Origin of the sequence: Halorubrum rarum (genome assembly GCF_048380895.1) — an archaeon.
Taxonomy (GTDB): domain Archaea; phylum Halobacteriota; class Halobacteria; order Halobacteriales; family Haloferacaceae; genus Halorubrum.
This window is the reverse complement of the sequence record NZ_JBLWMN010000006.1, coordinates 53,829-72,997: the sequence shown is the minus strand read 5'-3', so window position 1 is coordinate 72,997 and position 19,169 is coordinate 53,829. Positions and strand designations below refer to the sequence as shown.

Here is a 19,169-nt window from a genome sequence, read left to right as displayed (position 1 = left end):
CGAGGGCACGAACTGCCGTTTTCATCGGTCGAACTCGGCGGCGGGCGACCGCTCAGTTCGATCGAGGGTCGTCGTCGGACTCCGCCGCCTCCGCGTCCGCGTCCTCCGGCTCGTCGTCGTGATCGGTGACGATCGCCCTGTCAGGCGGGAACTCCCCGTCCGCCTCCGGCGATTCCACGGCCCCCGCATCGGGATCGCCGTCTCGGCCGTCGACCCCAGAGACGGATTCCCCCTCGGGTCGGTCCGGTTCGGCGGCGGTCGGCAACCCCTCGTTTCGGCGACCGCTGCCGAACAGCCGGTCGCGGATCGAGCGGTACTGCGGTCGCTCGGCGAGCAGTACCGAGCAGTCGACGTCTTTGAGCACGTCGAGATGCAGCGAGTCGGAGATGAGCCGCGACAGCAGCCCTTTCTCCGTCGCGCCGATGATGACGAGCGTGTGATCGACGGCTTCGCGGGCGATCGCCGCCTCGATGTCGCCGCCGTCGTCGACCGTCATCTCGGCGTCCGCCAGGTCGTGGTCGGCCGCCCACGCCGCGAGGGACGCCTCGGCCTCCTCGCGGTGGTCGGGGTCGTCGACGACGTGTAGCAGCGTCACCTCGGCACCGGCCGTCCGCGAGAGGATGCTTGCGACCTCGGCGGCGAGCGCCGAGTCCGGACCGCCCGCGGTCGGCAGGAGGATCCGGGAGGTGTCGAGATCCTTTTCGCTCAGGATGAGGAAGTCACAGGGGAGCTGGTTGGTGAGCTCGTCGATCGGTCGTTCGGCCCGCGCCGCGTTCCAGAGCTGGTCGTCGCCCCATCCCATCAGCACCGTCTCGGGACGGGTCCGACGGGCCATGTTGAACACCTCCTCGAACGAGCGGTGGGTGACGACCGTCGACGTCGACACGTCGACGCCGTACTCTTCTGCGGTCTCCCGGAGGCCCCTCATATGTTCTTCGGAGACGTCCGCGATCCGACCGCCGTCGCCCCCGGAGCGGAGCGACATCCGGTTCGGAGCCTGTACGACGTGGACGATGTGGACGAGTCCGTCGTCGTGGTTGCTCGCGATCGCACTCGCGAGTTCGACGGTCTTCTCGTCCGTGCGGGGATTCGTGATCGGCACCATCACGCGATACCCCTCGTTGGCGAACAGCGCCGCCTCGGCGGTGTCGAGGATGGGGACGTACGAGCGACCGGCCGCCCGCCCGAGCACCCACTCGGGGACCGAGAGCCGCCGCGTCATGCCCTCGAACCGCGCCTCCGCGAGTCGCTTCTCGCTCGTATGGAAGTAGTTCACCAGCGTGACGAGCACCACCCCGCCGGCGGTGTTGCCGAGCAGCACTGGAAGCACGAACTCCGTCATGCCGCCGTACAGGGTGATGCCGCCGTCGTGGAACCCCATGTTCTGGACGAACAGTAGGTACAACACTTCCGTGAACGAGACGACGACGTGGTACAGGTTGCCGAGCGGGATCGCGAGGAAGGCGAGGTAGACGACGAGCAGTCGGGTCACCGAGTTCGTCGACGCGAAGCCGACCCAGACGACGCCGGCGACGATCAGGCCGGCCACCGCCCCCTTGAAGAACAGCGGCCACCAGCCGACCTCGAAGCCGGCGCTGGAGACGTAGATCGCCGACTCGATCGTCTCGCCGGTAATGACGCCGCCGTACGACAGCACCAACGCACCGATCGCGCCGCCGACGAAGTTGCCCGCGAGCACGATACTCCAGTGCCGCAGTAGCGTGGGAAGGCTTGCGAGCCGCTCGAGCGTCAGCGCGACGGGCGGGAGCGTGTTCTCGGTGAACAGCTGGTAGCCGCCGACGATGATGTAGATGAAGCCGAGCGGGTAGAGAAGCACGCTCAACACCGGATGACCGTCGGTCGACGCCGTCATCGAGGCGTACAACAGGAACGTGATCGTGATCGCGAGTCCCGCCGCGATTCCGCTGAAGAACAGTTCCCGTCTTCCCGAGGTCACCTCCTCGTCCGCGGCAGCGATGATCCGTTGGAACACTTCGTCGGAGGAGAACCGGTCTCGAACGGCCTCGCCCACGGCGGGAGCGCCGCTTGCGGACCGCTCGACGACCTCTCGTATCGAGTCGTCGGATCGATTTTCGTCGGTCACTATCCTACTACCGTAGGCGGAAAACCAAAGCGTTTGTCTCTCCGATCGACGAGACGGTCAGCCGTCCCGGGTGGCGGACGCGACCGGTGTCGGTCGGAGCCGCCCTCACTGGAGGTAGTCGGGCTCGTCACCGTCACAGGAGGTCTCGTGTGTTTCGGCCTCCTCCTCGTCGGCGAACAGGAGCCCGCACACCTCGCAGGCGAACCACGTGGAGCCGTCCCGTCGTGTCGACGTGACCATGCGTCCTGCTACCACGCGAGGAGTGAAACGGTTGTCGGCCGTCACGGGGAACCCGATGGGCATCGGGGCGTTCCGTGGGGGCGTCCGCGTCGGAGCGTTCGGGCAAACGTAAAGAGTCGCCGGGCGGAACGAGCGGTATGAACGATACCGCTGGCGTCCGGCTCACGGTCCGAGCGGCCGAAAAGCGGGACGCGGGACGAGGTATCGCCAGGCTCCCCGAATCCTCCCGGAAGCGGCTCGGCCTCCTCAGCGGCGATACCGTCAGGATACGGGGCGAACGCTCGACGGTCGCGAAGGTGTGGCCCGGCGGGGCCGACGCGCGAGAGGAGTCGATCCTCATCGACGCGGACACCCGCGCCAACGCCGGCGTGAAGGTCGGCGACACCGTTCGGGTGGCCCCCGTCGACGTCGCCGACGCGGAACGGGTGGTGTTTACCGCGCCGGACAGGCTCGCCGACGTCGACGTGAGCCGTGAGGCCGTCGAGCGCGCGCTCGCACGCGACCTCCGGGACCGTCCGGTCACGGCGGGGGAAGCGGTCCACGTCGAGCGACTCGGCGGTCTCCGATTCGTGCTCGCCGACTCCGAGCCGCCCGGAACGGTCCGGGTCACGACCGGAACCGACGTGGCGGTGCGATACGGGGCCGGCGGGAGCGCCGGTGGGGCGGCGACGACGCCGAGGGACGTGAGCGCCTCGTCGCCCGAGCAGGCCCGTCAACGACCGCGAGAGGGGGGCGGTGACGGTGCGTCCGATCACGGTGATCGGTCGCGGACGCGTGACGGCGACGCGGTCGCACCGCCGGCGGAGCGGACCGCGGGCGCGACCTACGAGGACATCGGCGGGTTGGACGAGGAGCTGGAGCTCGTCCGCGAGACGATCGAGCTCCCGCTCTCCGAGCCGGAGGTGTTCACCCGTCTCGGTGTCGATCCACCGAAAGGAGTCCTCCTGTACGGTCCGCCCGGAACCGGGAAGACGCTGATCGCCCGCGCCGTCGCCAACGAGGTGGACGCGACGTTCATCACCATTGACGGCCCGGAGATCATGTCCAAGTACAAGGGCGAAAGCGAGGAGCGGCTCCGGGAGGTGTTCGACCGCGCGAGCGAGGAGGCACCCGCGATCGTCTTCTTCGACGAGCTGGACTCCATCGCGGGCAAGCGCGACGACGGCGGCGACGTGGAGAACCGCGTCGTCGGTCAGTTGCTCTCGCTGATGGACGGGCTCGACGCCCGCGGCGACGTGATCGTCATCGGTGCGACGAACCGCGTCGACAGCCTCGATCCCGCGCTCCGCCGCGGCGGCCGGTTCGACCGCGAGATCGAGATCGGCGTCCCCGGTGAGACCGGCCGCAGACAGATACTCGACGTCCACACCCGTCGGATGCCGCTCGCGGACGACGTCGATCTCGACCGGATCGCGAGCCGAACGCACGGGTTCGTCGGTGCGGACATCGAAGGGCTCACACAGGAGGCGGCGATGACGGCGCTCCGGCGGGCACGGGAGACCGACGCCACGGCGCTCCACGAGGTGACCGTCGGGAAGGCGGATTTCGAGGCCGCACACGCCGCCGTCGAGCCGAGCGCGATGCGCGAGTACGTCGCCGAGAAGCCGACGACGGACTTCTCGGACGTCGGGGGACTGGTGGACGCAAAAGCGAAGCTCCGACGAGCCGTAACGTGGCCGCTGACGTACGGTCCGTTGTTCGACGCGTCCAACGCCGACCCGCCGACCGGCGTGCTCTTACACGGGCCGCCCGGCACGGGAAAGACGCTGCTCGCACGCGGGATCGCCGGGGAGAGCGGCGTCAACTTCATTCAGGTCGCCGGACCGGAGCTGCTCGACCGGTACGTCGGCGAGTCAGAAAAGGCGGTTCGGGACCTGTTCGACCGCGCGCGACAGGCCGCGCCCGCGATCGTCTTCTTCGATGAGATCGACGCCATCGCGACCGACCGCGACGCCGCGAGCGGCGATTCGGGAGTCGGCGACCGGGTCGTCTCCCAGCTGCTCACGGAGCTGGACCGCGCGAGCGATAACCCGAACCTGATCGTGCTCGCGGCGACGAACCGCCGAGGTGCACTCGATCCCGCACTCCTGCGTCCGGGACGACTCGAAACCCACATCGAGGTTCCCGAGCCCGATCGGGACGCGCGTCGGAAGATCCTCGACGTGCACACTCGCGGGAAACCGGTGGTCGACGGGGTCGACCTCGGTCGACTCGCCGACGAGACCGAGGGCTACTCCGGCGCGGAGATCGCATCCGTCTGTCGGGAGGCCACGCTCCTCGCGATCGAGCGGATCGTCGACGAGCACGGCGAGGCCGCGAACGACCACGCCGACGATGTCGGGATCACGGACGACGACTTCTCCGCGGCGCTGGCCACCGTGTCGGCGTCACAGGTCTGACGGCCGGCGTTCGCGCCCTCGCTTCGTCCCCGCGCCAGGCCAGGCGTCGTCCGCACATGGTCTCCGCCGGAGTCGGTCTCGGGCAACGCCTTTATGAGATCACATCCGACCGGACGTATGGTCGACGCGAGCGACGCCGATGTGGACGGCACGACAGCGGCGGGTCCCACCCTCCGGAGCGTCGTCACGTCCGTTATTGCAGCGATTCGTTCGCGCCCTCGCGCCGAACTCGCGCTCGTCGCGGTTCCGATCCCGACGCTTTTGGTGACCGTCTCGCTGCTCCCCGGAAGCGACGCCTGGCGGCTCTCGCTGGCCGCCGAAGGCGTTCTCGCGAGCCGGTGGACGCTGTGGACCGCGTTCGCGTCCAGCTTCGTCCACACGAGCACGACACACCTCGTCGACAACGTCGTCAACTACTGGCTCCTCGTCGCCGTCGCGTACCCGCTCTCAGCGATCGCGGGCTGGGAACGCCGCCTCCTGTACGCGACGGTCGTCTATCTCGCCGTCGTCCCGCTCGTCTCCGCGTGGGCGACGCTCGCGGTCCTCGGTGCGGTGACGAACGCGCCCGCGGCCGGCTTCTCCGACGTGAACAGCGCGCTGCTGGGCTACCTCGCCGTCGTCTGGTTCGCCGCGCTGGCGACCGAGGGACGGTCCGAGGACGCCGTCGAACGGCCGACCGTGGACGGTCCGGGCCCGATCGGCGTCGACGCTCGCTGGGCGCTCGTCCTCGTCCTCGCGTCGCTGTCGCTGACGTTTCTCGCGCCGAGCGGCGTGGACTACTTCCCGCCGATCCCAGCGGTCGGGGGACTGTTCGCGATCGGTGCCGGACTCGCGGGCATCGGACTGTTCCGGGCCGTCGGCCGCCCGCGGGTCGTCGGGTTGAACCTCACGCCCGCACGGGAGCTCCTGTACGTGACCGGTGCGAGCGTCGCCGTCGCCGGCGTGCTCGGCTCGCTCGTGGTCGTGCCGTTCGGAAGCAACGTGTACGCGCACCTAGTCGGCTACGTCGTCGGGTTCTCCGTGGCGTTCCTCGGCGTCGTCGTCGACGGATGACCGTCGGGGCGGCGCGTCGTCCGGACACGTTCCGTCGAGACAGCGACGTCCCGTCCCGGTCTCGAACACGGGGAGGCCGCAGGCGCAGCCGTCGACGACGACGCCGTTCGGGATCGAGAACGTCGTCCCGCAGCCGGCGGCGTCCTCGCAGGCGAGGAACACCCGGCCGGGCGCGGACTGAACGGTCAGCTCGCCGTCACAGTCGGGACAGTCCCACACGCGGTCGAACCGCTCCGTGACCGCCGCGGCGAGCGGGTCGCATCCGGGATCGAGACAGAGGTGGAACGGCTCGCCGCGTTCCACGCGGAGCTTCGGGAGCCCGCACTCCTCGCAGGTCGCGTCGGTGACGCTCGCGCCTGCCGGAAGCCCCCAGCGGGTCGCACAGTCGAGACAGACGACGTCGCCGCCGGATCTGACGAGCGGACCGCCGTCGTCGGGACACGTTCCGACCGGAACGCCGGCCTCCGTGATCGGCAGTGCCCGGCTCGCGGTGGCCTCCTCGGCGACGACACGCAGTCGGCGGGTGCCGTCGCGGGCCGTGACGGTGAACCCGTCACCGTCGCCCTCGACGACGACGGAGTCGGGACGCGTGAGCCACGCCACCGGTTGATAGCCGTCCGCGTCGTGGACGAGCGTGGTGTCGTCGGGCTTGATGAGGACGACGACGCGCCCGCGATAGGTGCGGGCTCGATCGCCGCGTTCGGTCACGTGACAGTCGCCGGCGAGCACGCGAAGGCGTTCGGGCATGCTGTCGGATGGCCTCGGCTTCGGATTTAAGCGGTAGCCGATGGGGCTTACGAGACATTCGAGGTCAAGGGACGGACGGTGACCCGTCACGCGACGTCCGCGGCGGTCGATCTCGCGGGGCTGCTTCGGGGAGTGTGAATAATATTACTGATTTAACACGACCGGGTCCGTAGAGGGACGTATGAGCAACGCGCTCGGTTCGGGACCCTCGGACTCGGACGGTCCATCGTCTCGCGTCCGCGTCGGGGTGTTGAGCTTTCACAACAGCAAGGAGACCAAAGCCATCCTCAACGCAGTCAGTGCGTTGGGGCATGAACCGGTGTGGCTCCGGGAGGAGAGCGCTCGGACGTGGATCGAATCCGGAGCCCTTCGCTTCGATCCGGACGTGGACGTCGTTGCAAACCGACTGTTGCTGACGAAGGCTTCGCAGCCGCTCGATGATCTCGGGGTTGCAACGGGCTACACCGCGTCTCGACCGGTTCTGAACCCGCCCGACGCCGTCATGCGAGCCAGCCACAAGTACGCCGCCGCGGCGCTGCTCGCTACAGCGGGAGTGCCGGTGCCGGACGCGTACATGGCGTTTACCAACCGAACGCTCGATGAGCGCGACCGGCTCACGGCCGGAACGGTGGTCCACAAATCCGCGATCGGGACGCACGGCGATCGGATGTCGCTGGTCGACGCAACCGACGCCGTCTCCCCGCGTATCGATCGCCGCCGCGCGTTCTTACAGGAGTTCATCGACACGGGTACCGAACGCGCCTTCGACGTCCGCGTGTACGTCGTCGACGGACGCGTCGTCGGTGCGATGAAGCGGTACGCGCCGAGCGACGAGTGGCGCACGAACGTCGCCGTGGGTGGTGACGTCGAGGATTTCACCGCCGCTCTTCCTGACGAGGCGGCGCGCCTCTCGCGGGACGCGACCGACGCTCTCGACCTCGATTACGCCGGCGTGGACCTGCTGTGTCGTGACGACGCGTGGTACGTCCTCGAGGTAAACGTGACGGCCGGATTCAAGGGACTGTTCGACGCCACCGGGATCAGTCCCGCGCCGTCCATCGCTCGTCTCGCGATCGAGCGTGCCGGCGGTCGCGTCGACCCGGACCGAGTCACGGCGCTCTCGACGACGCTCGATGACTCGGTCCCGGACTGCACACCGCCGATCGAACCGACGGACGAGGGGCCCGAGACGATCGGCTACACCGAGCGCGTGGCGGTGAGCACGGAACAGGGAACTGCCGACGTGATCGCCAAATCGGACACGGGTGCGCGGCGGACCAGCATCGACCTCGACGTCGCGGCAACGATCGGTGCCGGTCCGATCGTCGACACGACGCAGGTGAAATCCGGATCGCGGACGGGCCGGCGGAAGCGCGCGCTCGTCGAGGTCGACGTCCGGATCGGCGGCCGGTGGCACACCGTCACCGCGAGCGTCGAGAACCGAAGCCACATGAGCTACCCCGTGCTCCTCGGTCGAGACGTCCTCGATGGGTACCGCATCAACGTCACGAAGGGAGCTCCCGAGGAGTGAGCGACGTCGAGCCACACCGATTCAAACGGAGGGTTACCCACATGAAACACATCGACTACGCGTACACGAGAGGAATGGACGACGCGGAAGTAGACGAACTGCTCCGCGAGACCGACTCGGGCGTTCTCGCCCAGTGTCACGACGGGGAAGTGCATGCGATCCCGCTGGTCCACTACTACGACGGAGACGAGTTGTACTTCAGATTCGGAACGACCGACGACAGCACGAAACGAATCTTCGTCGAGCCGGCGGAGACGGTCTGTTACACGCTCTACGACACCTATCCGACGGACGATCCTCGGGAGCTCGACTCGTGGAGCATCGTGATCACCGGACGGCTCGCCGAGGTCCCCGACGACGAGTACGAGCGGTTCGACACTGCCGAGATCAACGACCGATTCTCTCCGATCCGCATCTTCGGTGAAGCCATTGCGGACGTGGAGATCACCATCGTCGAGCTCGAACCGGAGCGGGTGACCGGTCGTATCACGCCGGACAGTGACTTCGACGAGTGAGGCTGGCGCTGGACGGGCGGGCTAGTTCACTCGACCCGCACCGTCCGACTCGCGCGGACGGGCATCAACGGTCGGTCGGGGAAGACGATCTCGACGACGAACTCGAGTTCCTCTGCCTCCGGCGTGCCGAACACGCCGACCGGGACCGTCGTCTCGCCGTCGAGGTACGTCGTCGTCTCGTTCATCTCCACGTCGTTGACCGTGACCCGGATCCCGGTCCGCGCGCCGCCGCCGGCGTTCCGGACGCCGACCTCACACAGCTCGTTCTCGCCCACGGCGACGGTCTCCGGGAACTCGCCCCACTCGATCGCGATCCGCGGGAGGTCGGCGGCGGCCGAGACGACACGCTCGGCGACCGAGTCGCTCATGCCGGCGCGCTCCAGCGCGCCGGGGCCGGCGTCGACGAGGGCCGCCGGGGAGGTGAGATCCGCGTTCGCGAGGCGGTCCGCGCGGGTCGATCCGACCCCGTCGATCGCCGTGAGTGCGACGGCGTCTCGGCTCACGCCGTGTTCGACGCGCGCCTCGACGCGGCGCGCGAGGTTGGCCGCACGCGGTCCCGAGAACCGGTCGAGGAACTCACACAGCGCCGCGATCAGCCGGAGCGCGTTCTGCCGGATCACCCACGCGTCGGCGCGGAGATCGGACGGCAGCGAGTCGGCCATCCCCGCGAGCAGGATGGCGAACACCTTTCGATGGCCGTTCTCCAACTCGGTGTCGTGGCCGTCGATGATCCGGTCGATCGCGTCCGCCTCCGCCGAGCGCGCGGAGACCGAGTCGAACTCGCCCGCGGCCGCGACCGTTTCGAGGATGGCATCGACCGTGAGCGTGTCGCGCTCGGCGAGCGCGTGGAACCGGTCGGCGGTGTCGAGCCGCAGATAGTACTTCGAGGCCAGCCGGCCGAGCGCCGTGGGCTCGATCGACAGGTCGTCGTCCGTCGCGACGAACCCGTTCGAGACGAGCGAGTCGAGCGTCTCCCGGACCCGATCTCGAAGCCCCCCGTAGTCGTACTCGTCCGGCTTCGACCGCGCGCGGACGTAGTAGAACGTCGTTTCGAGCCAGTCCATCACGTCCGCGACGCCGCGGATCGTCCCCATCGAGATCTCCGCGTTGAGATGGGACTCGAGCTCCGCCGCGAGCCGCGATTCTATCTCTTTGCCCTCCCGGAGCAGCGTCCGGTACTTGTCGGCGTCACCGCGGTCACAGACGACCCAGCCGTAGCCGACGTCGTCGTAGCCGGGTCGTCCCGCACGGCCGAGCATCTGGAGGACGTCCAGCGGAGAGATGTCGGTCTCCCCCTCCAGCGGGTCGTGGTATTTCGTGTCGCGAATGACCACGCAGCGCGCAGGGAGGTTGACGCCCCACGCCAGCGTGGAGGTCGAAAAGAGGAACTTGATCTTCCCCTCCTTGAACCACTGCTCTACCCTGTCGCGGTCCTCCTTGCCGAGTCCCGCGTGATGGAACCCGACGCCGTCGGTGACGGACTGGCGGAGCGTGTCGTTCGTCAGCTCTTTCGCCTCGTTGTGGAAGTCGTAATCGCCCCGCGAGTCGATAGGGATGTCACGCTCCGAGATCTCGTCGCGCGCCTTCTTCGCCGCCTGTACCGTGTCCTGTCGCGAGGAAACGAACACGAGCGCCTGCCCGTCCTCGCGGACGTGCGGCTCGGCCAGATCGAGCGCGCGGTAGAGCCGGCGGTACTTGTCGGCGAACGCGTTCGAGCCGTGTGAGTACGTCTTGACACCCGTTTCGAGGTCGACGGGTCGGTAGTCGTCGCCGAACTCGTAGGTCGTCTCCGGCGGCGCGTCGAGCCACTCCGCGACGTCGCCGACGTTCGGCATCGTCGCCGACAGCGCGACGATTCGGGGGGCCTGCAGCCGGCGGAGCCGGGAGACGGTTACCTCGAGGACGGCCCCGCGCTTCTCCGAGTCGAGCAGGTGAACCTCGTCGATGACGACGCAGTCGACGTCGGTGATAAACGAGTACCGCGTCGAGTCGTGCTTCCGAGTGGCGCTGTCGGCCTTCTCGGGGGTCGTGACGAGCACGTCCGCGCGCTCGGCTCGCCGCGGATTGAGGTCGCGCTCGCCGGAGACGACGTACACGGAGTAGCCGAGCTCCTCGAAGCGTTCCCATTCGTCCTCCTTCTCGTTGGTAAGCGCGCGTAAGGGAGCGATGAACAGCGCGGTTCCGCCCTCCGAGAGGGTCTTACAGATGGCGAGTTCGGCGAGGGCGGTCTTACCCGACGCCGTCGGCGCGCTCGCGACGACGTTGTGATCCGACTCCATGATGCCGGGCAGCGCCTCCCGTTGCATCCGGTTGAACTCCTCGAAGCCGAACGCGTCCGCGAACTCCGGGACCGCCTCCGCCACCTTCACGCCGCACCACGCCGGGGGACGGCTCGTCGTCGCCGGGAGCTGGATCGCATTACTCGGTGAGGGGGGCTTCGCGGGGAAAGGCGTTTCTCATGCGGCACGCAGCGAGCGGTCGTCCGCGACGAGGCCCCGGACGAGGGGGCTCGCGCGAGCGGAGGGGAGGACGGCCCACTACGACTCTTCGGTCGTCTCGGCGATCCGCTCCAGCTGTCGGTTCCGCTCGCGCAGCACGCGTCGGAGATACCCGTTCAGGTACCGGCGGTCGACGAACTCGCCGAGCCGTCCGCCCGGAAGCCGGTAGCTGATCGCGTCGTCGACCAGCGTGTGTGTCGCGTCGATCCGCTCGAACTCGTGGTCGTGGACGAACTCGACGAACGGGCCGTCGACCTCGCGCTCGCGGACCGACAGCGGCGGCGTCGCGGCGACGACTTCGATCGTTCGCGTGACGGTCATCCCGAGATGCCGGGACTCGCGAGTCACGCGGTCGCCCGCCTCCAGGACGCCGTCTGCCGGTCCGTCGACGACTCGTTCGTCGTAGCCCGCCATCGCGCGCTCGTGAACGCCGACGCGGCGGGACAGCTCGTAGGCGCGTTCGATCCCGCACGGCAGCGTCGTCGTCACGCCCAGATCGGCCATCGATCCGCCCTTTTCGGCGTGCCCTTAAGAGTGTACGGTCGGTGGCCGCCGTCGGCCGCGGTTGCCTCCGTCCCGATCGCCACCGTCCCGATCGCTTAAAACGCCTCCCGACGACCGGATCCCATGGAACTCGCCACCGCCGTCGGTGTCAGGGAGGCCGCCGTTCTCGCCGTTCTGTTGCTCGTCGTCCTGCTCGTCGCCGTCCGCCGCGTTCGCGGTCCGTCGTCGTCGGCTCGCGAATCGAAGCGCGCTCACGAGCAGGCGAAACGGCGCGACCCGCCAGTCGAGATCGGGGAGACCTACGAGTTCGGAGTGACCGAACTGACGGACCACCACTCCGGCGAGGAGGTCGCGATCGGGAAGGTGGAGGGATTCGTCGTGTTCACCGAGGGGATCCCCGGCTCCGTCGACGAGGGCGACGTGATCCGCGCGAAGGTGCTGTCGTTCAATCAGGGTCGGACCTCCGCGGACGCGACGTTCGTCGCCGAGGCCTGAACGCCCGGCCGACGTCACTACGCTCGGCCGGCGTCACCGCACCACGTCGCCGACCGGTGTGCCGTCTTCGGTCCCTTTTAAGCGATCGCCGTCCAACGGACCGTACATGACGAACTCGTCGCCCCGGTACGCCGATCCCGACGAGAACCCCTACGTGGAGGCTCCTCCGACCGATTTCGATCCGGTCGACGAGCTGTCCGAGGGAGCGGCTGAGACGCAGGCGGAGCTGCTCCGGGCGGCGATCCGCGAACACGACCATCGGTACTACGTCGAGGCGGACCCGATCATCGACGACGAGACGTACGACCGACTGTTCACCCGGCTCCAGCGGTTGGAGTCGGCGTTCGGTCTGTCGACCGAGAACTCCCCGACCGGGCGCGTCGGCGGCGAGCCGCTCGCGGAACTGGCCACCGTCGAGCACGTCGCGCCCATGCTGTCGATCGACAACGGCGTCGACGCCGACGCGGTCCGGGATTTCGACGAGCGCGTCCGCTCCGGGCTCGCGGGCGCGGGCTTCGATCCGGACGAGCGCCGGTACGTCTGCGAGCCCAAGTTCGACGGGCTCTCCGTCGAGGTCGTCTACGAGGACGGCGAGTACGTCCGCGCGGCGACCCGCGGCGACGGACGAGTGGGCGACGACGTCACCGAACAGGTGCGCACGATCCGGTCGGTTCCCGGACGGCTTCGCGGCGACCCGCCGGACCTGCTCGCGGTCCGCGGCGAGGCGTACATGCCGCGGGACGCGTTCGCGGCGTACAACGAGGAGCTGATCGAGCGCGGCGAGGAGCCGTTCGCGAACCCCCGAAACGCCGCCGCCGGGACGCTCCGACAGCTCGACCCGGAGGTGGTCGCGGAGCGCCCCCTCGAGGTCTTCTTCTTCGACGTGTTGGCGTGGGAGCCGGACACCGACGATCGGGCCGTCTCTCGCCCCGCAACGCACCGCGACGAGCTCGACGCGTTCGACGCGTTCGGGCTCCGTCGAAACGGCGCGGTCGAGCTGGTCGATGACGTCGAGGCGGCGATCGACTACCGCGACCGGATCCTCGAGGAGCGCGACGGGCTGAACTACGAGATCGACGGCGTCGTGATCAAGCTGAACGACCGGGCCGCCTGCGAGGCGCTCGGCTCCACCTCGCGGGCACCTCGCTGGGCGTTCGCGTACAAGTTCCCGCCGCGGACCGCGACGACGACGATCCGAGACGTCACGGTGCAGGTCGGGCGGACGGGACGACTCACCCCCGTCGCGGAGCTCGATCCGGTCGACGTCGGCGGCGTCACCGTCTCCCGCGCGACGCTGCACAACCCCGCCGAGATCGAGGCGCTCGGCGTGAACGTCGGCGACCGCGTCCGGATCTACCGCGCGGGCGACGTGATCCCGTACGTCCCCGAGGTCGTCGAGAAGCGCTCCGACGGGACCTACGGCTTCCCCGAGGAGTGTCCCGTCTGCGGTGCACCGGTCGAGCGCGACGGCCCGCTCGCCTTCTGCTCGGGCGGGCTCGGCTGTCCCGCACAGCTCGACCGCGCGATCGAACACTGGGCGCGCCGCGACGCGCTCGACGTCGAGGGGATGGGCCCCGAACGCGTCGCGGACCTCAGGGAGCGGGGGCTCGTCGAGTCGCTGCCGGAGCTGTACGACCTGACCGTCGAGGATCTCTCCGACCTGGACGGCTGGGGGGAAACGAGCGCGCGCAACCTGATCGAGGAGCTGGAGTCGACGAAGCGCCCCTCGCTCGGCGCGTTCCTCGCCGGCCTCGGGATCCCGGACGTGGGCGCGACCACGGCGCGCGCGCTCGCCCGCGAGTTCGGCGACCTCGATCGGTTGCTCGACGCCGACGAGGCCGAACTGCGGGCGGTCGACGACGTCGGACCCGAGGTCGCCGGATCGATCCGCGAGTTCCTCGCGACGCCCGAGAACCGCGCGGCCATCGAGGGGCTTCGCGAGCGCGGGATCGAACCCGAGTCGGGTGACGTCGGGTCGAACGACGACGAGGCCGCCGACGCGCTCGCCGGGCTCACGTTCGTGTTCACCGGATCGCTGTCGACGACTCGGCGGGTGGCCGAGGACGTCGTCGAGGGCCACGGCGGATCCGCGACCGGAAGCGTCTCCGGAAACACCGACTACCTCGTGGTCGGCGAGAACCCGGGGCGCTCGAAGCGCGACGACGCCGAGGCGAACGACGTCCCCGTCATCGACGAGGACGAGTTCGCCGAGGTCCTCGCAGACCGCGGGGTCACGTGGCCCCCCGTCGAGGACTGATCGGGAACGCGGCCCGATGGGTGATCGCCGAGTCATAACCCTTTATCGGTCGCCGAGTGAATCGGTGTCCATGACCGCCATCGAGCTGCGTGGCGTGACCAAGGAGTTCGCCGACGTTACCGCCGTTCGAGACCTCGATCTCACCGTCGAGGAGGGCGAGGTGTACGGCTTCCTCGGTCCGAACGGGGCTGGCAAGTCGACGACGATCAACATGGTCCTCGATCTCGTTCGACCGACCGCGGGTACCGTGACGGTCCTCGGTCGAGATGCGACGACCGACAGCGTCGAGATCCGCCGACGAACCGGCGTCCTCCCCGAGGGGTTCTCGGTGTACGAGCGACTCTCCGGCCGGAAGCACGTCGAGTTCGCGATAGAGTCGAAGGACGCGGACGTCGACCCGGACGCCGTGCTGGAGCGCGTCGGTCTCGGCGACGACGGCGACCGTACGGCGGGCGGCTACTCGAAGGGCATGCAACAGCGGCTCGCACTCGGGATGGCGCTCGTCGGCGATCCCGACCTCCTCATCCTCGACGAGCCGTCCTCCGGACTCGACCCGGCGGGCGCAAAGGAGATGCGCGAGATCGTCCGCGAGGAGGCCGATCGCGGCGCAACCGTCTTCTTCTCCTCGCACGTCCTCGGACAGGTCGACGCGGTGTGCGATCGCGTCGGTATCATGCGCGAGGGCGAACTCGTCGCACAGGACTCCGTGGAGGGGCTCCGCGAAGCGGTCGGCGGCGAGGAGACGCTGGAGATCGAGACCGCCGGCGCGAGCGACGAGGACCTCGCGGCGGTTCGCGCGCTCGACGACGTCTCTCGCGTCGACCGCGACGGAGACACGGTGATCGTGAGCTGTGCGAGCGGGGTGAAAACTCGCGTTCTCGCCGAGTTGGAGGACGCGGGCGTCGACGTCGAGGACTTCCGTACGGAGGCGGCGTCGCTGGAGGACCTCTTCTTGGCGTACACGGAGGGCGACGCGCCGGAGGGGGCTGAGGAGCCTGCAGCGCCCGACGCCGAGGCCGCGACCGAGGAGGTGGACCGATGAGCCTGCCCGCCGTCGCGAAAAAGGACTTCCAAGACACGGTCCGATCGCGGGCGATGCTGCTGCTCGTCGCGCTCTTTTCGGGGCTCGTCGCCGTGATGGCGTACGCGGTCCGTCCCGGTCCGGAGAGCGACGCGTTCGCGACGGAGCTCCTCCTCAGCATCTTCGTCGGCCCCATCCTCGTGACGACGCTCGTCCCCCTCGTCGCGGTCGTCGTCGGCTACAACGCGGTGAGCGGCGAACGGGAGTCGGGATCGCTGAAGCTGCTTCTCTCGCTGCCCCACTCGCGTGCGGACGTCGTCTTCGGAAAGGTCGTCGGCCGCGCCGCCGCCCTGTCGCTCGCGGTGTTCGCCGGGTTCCTGCTGCCCGCGGTCGTGCTGATCGTTCTCCCGGTGTCGTTCAACGCGGGGTCGTACCTCGGATACACGGTGTTCGCCGCGGTGCTCGGGAGCGTCTTCGTCTCCATCGCGGTCGGCTGCTCGGCGGCCGCCTCGACGCAGCGCCGCGCGCTGATCGGCGGGATCGGGATCTACTTCCTGTTCGTGCTGTTCTGGAGCACGCTCACCGGACAGCTCCTCGGCGCGTTCGATCCCGTCGTCGAACGGCTCCCGGCCTCGACGGTACAGATCCAAACGTTCCTCGAGACCGCGAACCCGACCACCGGCGTGCAGGTGCTGACGACCGCGTTCCTCAGTGATCAGCTGTTCGCGGGCGAGACGTTGAACCGACAGATCTCGGCGGCGGCGATGCTGGTCTTCTGGGCGCTCGCGCCGCCGCTCGTCGGGCTGTTGAAGTTCGATCGCGACGATTTGTAACCGGTTTGTGCGCCGCGGACCGGATTACTCGGTCGCCGCCTCGATCGCCGCCTCCAGGTCGGCGACGATGTCGGCGGGGTCCTCGATGCCGACCGAGATCCGAACCATGTCGCCGGTGACGCCCGCCGCCTCCTGTTCGTCCTCGGTGAGCTGCTGGTGGGTCGTCGACGCGGGGTGGATGACGAGCGTCTTCGCGTCGCCGACGTTGGCCAACAGCGAGGCGAGCTCCGTGTTCTCGACGGTCGCCTTCGCGGCGTCGAAGCCGGCCTCCAGCCCGAACGTGATCATGCCGCCGTAGCCTCCCTCGAGGTACTCGCTCGCTTCCTCGTGGGTCTCGTGGCTCTCCAGGCCGGGGTAGTTCACCCACGCGACGTCGGCGTGCTCGTCGAGGTACTCGGCGACGACCTGTGCGTTCTCGCAGTGACGCTCCATCCGCAGGGGGAGCGACTCCGTCTGCTGGAGCGTGTTCCACGCGTCGAAGGGGGCCTGCTGGTTGCCCAGATCGCGCAGGCCGCGGGTGACGGCGGCGAAGGTGAACGCGGCCTCGCCGAACGCGTCGACGTAGTTGATCCCGTGATATGCGGGGTTGTCCTGTGCGATCTCGGGGAACTTCTCGGGGTACTCGCCCCACGGGAACGATCCCCCGTCGATCAGGACGCCGCCGACCGTGGTCCCGTTACCAGTGAGCCACTTCGTCGTCGACTCCCACACGAGGTCGGCCCCGTGCTCCAGCGGCCGGCACAGGTACGGCGTCGCGAACGTGTTGTCGACGAACAGCGGCACGCCGTGCTCGTGGGCGATGTCGGCGATCCGCTGAATGTCCGGCGTGACCAGTGCGGGGTTGCCGATCGTCTCGAGGTGGACGTACGCGGTGTCCTCGTCGATCGCCTCCGCGTATCCCTCGTAGTCGAGCGGGTCGACGAAGCGCGTCGAGATCCCACGTCGCTCGACGGAGTGGGTGAGATACGTGTACGTGCCGCCGTACAGCGCCGACGAGGAGACGACGTTGTCGCCGGCCGAGGCGAGCATGAACGTCGCGAGATCGAACGACGCCATCCCGGAGGAGGTGGCGATCGCGGCGACGCCGCCCTCCAGCGAGGCGATCCGCTCTTCGAGGGCGGCGTTCGTCGGGTTCATGATCCGCGAGTAGACGTTGCCCAACTCCTCTAACGCGAACAGCCGCGCCGCGTGGTCGGCGTCGTCGAACTCGTAGGAGGTGGTCTGATAGATCGGGGTCGCTCGCGCTCCGGTCGTCGGATCGGGATCCGATCCCGCGTGAACGCTTCGCGTGCTGAACCTGGGGGCGTCATCGGCGTCGTCGGGTGCCATACCGATCCTGCGTCCGGCGGACGCTTAAAAGTGGCCGGCGGTCACGTATCCTACCGATATCTGAGAGGCGGCCGAACGGGTTCGGTTGCAGGCACTCGCGCTACCCTTTAATATTGCACACCGGGAACGTCCGCGCGACCTTGTCTCCGATTCCGAGCTCGTCGCTGACGCGAACCACCTCGTCGACGTCCTTGTACACGCCGGGTGCCTCCTCGGCGATCGTCGCGCCCGACTGCGCTTTCACGTAGATCTGTTGTCCCCCCGCGAGGTCGTCCCGGACGTCGCCGCCCCAGAACTCCTGTTTCGCCTGCGTCCGGCTCATCAGCCGCCCGGCACCGTGGGCGGTCGAGCCGAACGAGACGCGCATCGACTCGTCGCCGCCGGAGAGCACGTACGACCCCGCGCCCATGCTTCCCGGAATGATCACGGGTTGGCCGACCGCGCGGTACGCGCTCGGCACGTCCTCGTGACCCGCGGGGAACGCACGCGTCGCCCCCTTGCGGTGGACGTACAGCTCCCGCATTTCGCGGTCGACGACGTCCTCGCCCACGGCGGGGAGGCCGTCGGGACCGACGCCGACCTCGTGGCGCTCCTTTTTCCCGATGTTGTGGGCCACGTCGTAGAGGAGTTCCATTCCCAGCTCCTCGATCGGGTCGGCGTCGAACACGTCGCCGAACACCTCTCGGGTCCGGTGGGTGATGAGCTGGCGGTTCACCCACGCGAAGTTGATGCACGCACCCATCGCGCCGTAGTACTCCTCGGCGAGCGCCGAGCCCGCCGGCGCGGCGGCCAGCTCCTTGTCCGGCAGCGAATCGAGGAGGTCGCCGTGTTCCTTCTCGATCCGGCGCAGGTAGTCGTTACACGTCTGGTGGCCGAGTCCGCGGCTCCCACAGTGGATCAGGACGACGACCTGCCCCTCCGAGAGACCGTACGCCTCCGCGGTCGCGTCGTCGAACACGTCCGTGACGCGTTGCACCTCGAGGAAGTGGTTCCCCGACCCGAGCGACCCCATCTGGTTGCGCCCGCGGTCCTTCGCCTTCTTGGAGACGTACTCCGGGCGCGCGTCCGGCCGTCGACCCTCGTCCTCGCAGTGGTCGAGGTCGCTTTCGATCCCGTAGCCCGCCTCGACCGCCCACTCGACGCCGCGTTCGAGCGCCGCCTCGATCGCGTCGATACCGCCGTCGATGACGCCGCCGCCGCCGAGCCCCGAGGGGACCGCCTCGAACAGGGCGTCAACGAGTTCCTCCTCGCGACCGCGCACGTCGTCGTACGTCAGGCTCGTGCGCACCATTCGGACGCCACAGTTGATGTCGTAGCCGATGGCTCCGGGCGAGATACAGCCGGTCTCGGCGTCGATCGCGCCGACGCCGCCGACCGGGAAGCCGTACCCCTGATGGCCGTCCGGCATACAGATCGCCGGCTCGACGATTCCCGGCAGGTGCGTCGCGTTCCGCAGTTGTTGGAGCGTCTTGTCCTCGCTTATCTCCGCTAAGAGCGCCTCGCTGGCGAGCACCCGCGCCGGAACCCGCATCTCTCCCTCCCGCGGGATCTCCCAGACGTGCTCCCGGAGCTTCTCTAGTCGGATGTCGTCGAACTCGCGCGTGGTCATGCGTATCGCTTCGCCACCGGAGGGGAAGGGCGTT

General features: G+C 68.8%; 15 protein-coding genes. 8 read left to right on the top strand and 7 right to left on the bottom strand.

Annotated features, from left to right (window positions below; translation table 11 throughout):
* Nucleotides 1–52: 52 nt before the first annotated feature.
* Together ACNSN7_RS06185 and ACNSN7_RS06180 are read right to left on the bottom strand one after the other, a co-directional pair.
* Nucleotides 53–2,104 (bottom strand): formate/nitrite transporter family protein, encoded by a 2,052-nt coding sequence (locus tag ACNSN7_RS06185; protein WP_418281402.1) that lies wholly within the window; start codon nucleotides 2,102–2,104, stop codon nucleotides 53–55.
* Nucleotides 2,105–2,209: 105 nt separating this feature from the next.
* Complete coding sequence (locus ACNSN7_RS06180) at nucleotides 2,210–2,344, bottom strand: DUF7128 family protein (RefSeq protein WP_418281401.1); 135 nt, start codon at nucleotides 2,342–2,344, stop codon at nucleotides 2,210–2,212.
* A 137-nt stretch (nucleotides 2,345–2,481) separates the two neighbouring features.
* On the opposite strand from ACNSN7_RS06180, the gene ACNSN7_RS06175 reads away from it, so the two are divergent.
* The gene (locus ACNSN7_RS06175) at nucleotides 2,482–4,743 is read left to right on the top strand and encodes an AAA family ATPase (protein WP_418281400.1); all 2,262 of its coding nucleotides are present in this window, start codon (nucleotides 2,482–2,484) and stop codon (nucleotides 4,741–4,743) included.
* 117 nt (nucleotides 4,744–4,860) lie between these two features.
* The gene (locus ACNSN7_RS06170) at nucleotides 4,861–5,796 is read left to right on the top strand and encodes a rhomboid family intramembrane serine protease (RefSeq protein ID WP_418281399.1); all 936 of its coding nucleotides are present in this window, start codon (nucleotides 4,861–4,863) and stop codon (nucleotides 5,794–5,796) included.
* On the opposite strand, the gene ACNSN7_RS06165 is transcribed toward ACNSN7_RS06170, so the two are convergent.
* Nucleotides 5,737–6,543, bottom strand: a complete 807-nt coding sequence (locus ACNSN7_RS06165; protein ID WP_418281398.1) for a DUF91 domain-containing protein — start codon at nucleotides 6,541–6,543, stop codon at nucleotides 5,737–5,739. The two genes, ACNSN7_RS06170 and ACNSN7_RS06165, sit on opposite strands and share 60 nt — an antisense overlap.
* A 181-nt stretch (nucleotides 6,544–6,724) precedes the next feature.
* On the opposite strand from ACNSN7_RS06165, the gene ACNSN7_RS06160 reads away from it, so the two are divergent.
* Both ACNSN7_RS06160 and ACNSN7_RS06155 read left to right on the top strand, forming a co-directional pair.
* Nucleotides 6,725–8,074 (top strand): ATP-grasp domain-containing protein, encoded by a 1,350-nt coding sequence (locus ACNSN7_RS06160; protein WP_418281397.1) that lies wholly within the window; start codon nucleotides 6,725–6,727, stop codon nucleotides 8,072–8,074.
* Nucleotides 8,075–8,115: 41 nt separating this feature from the next.
* Nucleotides 8,116–8,589: a pyridoxamine 5'-phosphate oxidase family protein gene (locus ACNSN7_RS06155; protein ID WP_418281396.1), complete on the top strand. Its 474-nt coding sequence runs from the start codon at nucleotides 8,116–8,118 to the stop codon at nucleotides 8,587–8,589.
* A gap of 26 nt (nucleotides 8,590–8,615) precedes the next feature.
* Here the strand turns inward: ACNSN7_RS06155 and ACNSN7_RS06150 are convergent, their stop codons facing one another.
* Both ACNSN7_RS06150 and ACNSN7_RS06145 read right to left on the bottom strand, forming a co-directional pair.
* A complete protein-coding gene (locus ACNSN7_RS06150) occupies nucleotides 8,616–10,958 on the bottom strand; it encodes a DEAD/DEAH box helicase (protein ID WP_418281395.1) in 2,343 nt (780 codons plus the stop codon).
* A gap of 168 nt (nucleotides 10,959–11,126) precedes the next feature.
* Nucleotides 11,127–11,591: an SRPBCC family protein gene (locus tag ACNSN7_RS06145; protein WP_418281394.1), complete on the bottom strand. Its 465-nt coding sequence runs from the start codon at nucleotides 11,589–11,591 to the stop codon at nucleotides 11,127–11,129.
* Nucleotides 11,592–11,714: 123 nt separating this feature from the next.
* Here ACNSN7_RS06145 and ACNSN7_RS06140 point away from each other — a divergent pair, with 123 nt between their 5' ends.
* The 4 genes from ACNSN7_RS06140 (at nucleotide 11,715) to ACNSN7_RS06125 (ending at nucleotide 16,197) form a co-directional block, all read left to right on the top strand.
* Nucleotides 11,715–12,086, top strand: coding sequence for a hypothetical protein (locus ACNSN7_RS06140; protein ID WP_418281393.1), 372 nt, complete (start codon nucleotides 11,715–11,717; stop codon nucleotides 12,084–12,086).
* Nucleotides 12,087–12,192: 106 nt separating this feature from the next.
* Nucleotides 12,193–14,343: an NAD-dependent DNA ligase LigA gene (gene ligA / locus ACNSN7_RS06135; RefSeq protein ID WP_418281392.1), complete on the top strand. Its 2,151-nt coding sequence runs from the start codon at nucleotides 12,193–12,195 to the stop codon at nucleotides 14,341–14,343.
* Between the two features lie 70 nt (nucleotides 14,344–14,413).
* Complete coding sequence (locus ACNSN7_RS06130) at nucleotides 14,414–15,385, top strand: ABC transporter ATP-binding protein (RefSeq protein ID WP_418281391.1); 972 nt, start codon at nucleotides 14,414–14,416, stop codon at nucleotides 15,383–15,385.
* A complete protein-coding gene (locus ACNSN7_RS06125; RefSeq protein WP_418281390.1) occupies nucleotides 15,382–16,197 on the top strand; it encodes an ABC transporter permease subunit in 816 nt (271 codons plus the stop codon). The genes ACNSN7_RS06130 and ACNSN7_RS06125 overlap by 4 nt, the downstream gene beginning before the upstream one ends.
* A 24-nt stretch (nucleotides 16,198–16,221) precedes the next feature.
* Here ACNSN7_RS06125 and ACNSN7_RS06120 read toward each other — a convergent pair whose 3' ends face one another.
* Nucleotides 16,222–17,526, bottom strand: coding sequence for an O-acetylhomoserine aminocarboxypropyltransferase/cysteine synthase family protein (locus ACNSN7_RS06120; RefSeq protein WP_418281389.1), 1,305 nt, complete (start codon nucleotides 17,524–17,526; stop codon nucleotides 16,222–16,224).
* A 100-nt stretch (nucleotides 17,527–17,626) separates the two neighbouring features.
* Nucleotides 17,627–19,135: an RtcB family protein gene (locus ACNSN7_RS06115; RefSeq protein WP_418281388.1), complete on the bottom strand. Its 1,509-nt coding sequence runs from the start codon at nucleotides 19,133–19,135 to the stop codon at nucleotides 17,627–17,629.
* Nucleotides 19,136–19,169 lie beyond the last annotated feature (34 nt).

Coding starts and splice junctions, on each gene's coding strand:
- ACNSN7_RS06180 (WP_418281401.1), bottom strand. CDS start 2,344: ATGGTCACGTCGACACGACGGGACGGCTCCACGTGGTTCGCCTGCGAG.
- ACNSN7_RS06175 (WP_418281400.1), top strand. CDS start 2,482: ATGAACGATACCGCTGGCGTCCGGCTCACGGTCCGAGCGGCCGAAAAG.
- ACNSN7_RS06170 (WP_418281399.1), top strand. CDS start 4,861: ATGGTCGACGCGAGCGACGCCGATGTGGACGGCACGACAGCGGCGGGT.
- ACNSN7_RS06165 (WP_418281398.1), bottom strand. CDS start 6,543: ATGCCCGAACGCCTTCGCGTGCTCGCCGGCGACTGTCACGTGACCGAA.
- ACNSN7_RS06160 (WP_418281397.1), top strand. CDS start 6,725: ATGAGCAACGCGCTCGGTTCGGGACCCTCGGACTCGGACGGTCCATCG.
- ACNSN7_RS06155 (WP_418281396.1), top strand. CDS start 8,116: ATGAAACACATCGACTACGCGTACACGAGAGGAATGGACGACGCGGAA.
- ACNSN7_RS06145 (WP_418281394.1), bottom strand. CDS start 11,591: ATGGCCGATCTGGGCGTGACGACGACGCTGCCGTGCGGGATCGAACGC.
- ACNSN7_RS06140 (WP_418281393.1), top strand. CDS start 11,715: ATGGAACTCGCCACCGCCGTCGGTGTCAGGGAGGCCGCCGTTCTCGCC.
- ligA (WP_418281392.1), top strand. CDS start 12,193: ATGACGAACTCGTCGCCCCGGTACGCCGATCCCGACGAGAACCCCTAC.
- ACNSN7_RS06130 (WP_418281391.1), top strand. CDS start 14,414: ATGACCGCCATCGAGCTGCGTGGCGTGACCAAGGAGTTCGCCGACGTT.
- ACNSN7_RS06125 (WP_418281390.1), top strand. CDS start 15,382: ATGAGCCTGCCCGCCGTCGCGAAAAAGGACTTCCAAGACACGGTCCGA.
- ACNSN7_RS06120 (WP_418281389.1), bottom strand. CDS start 17,526: ATGGCACCCGACGACGCCGATGACGCCCCCAGGTTCAGCACGCGAAGC.
- ACNSN7_RS06115 (WP_418281388.1), bottom strand. CDS start 19,135: ATGACCACGCGCGAGTTCGACGACATCCGACTAGAGAAGCTCCGGGAG.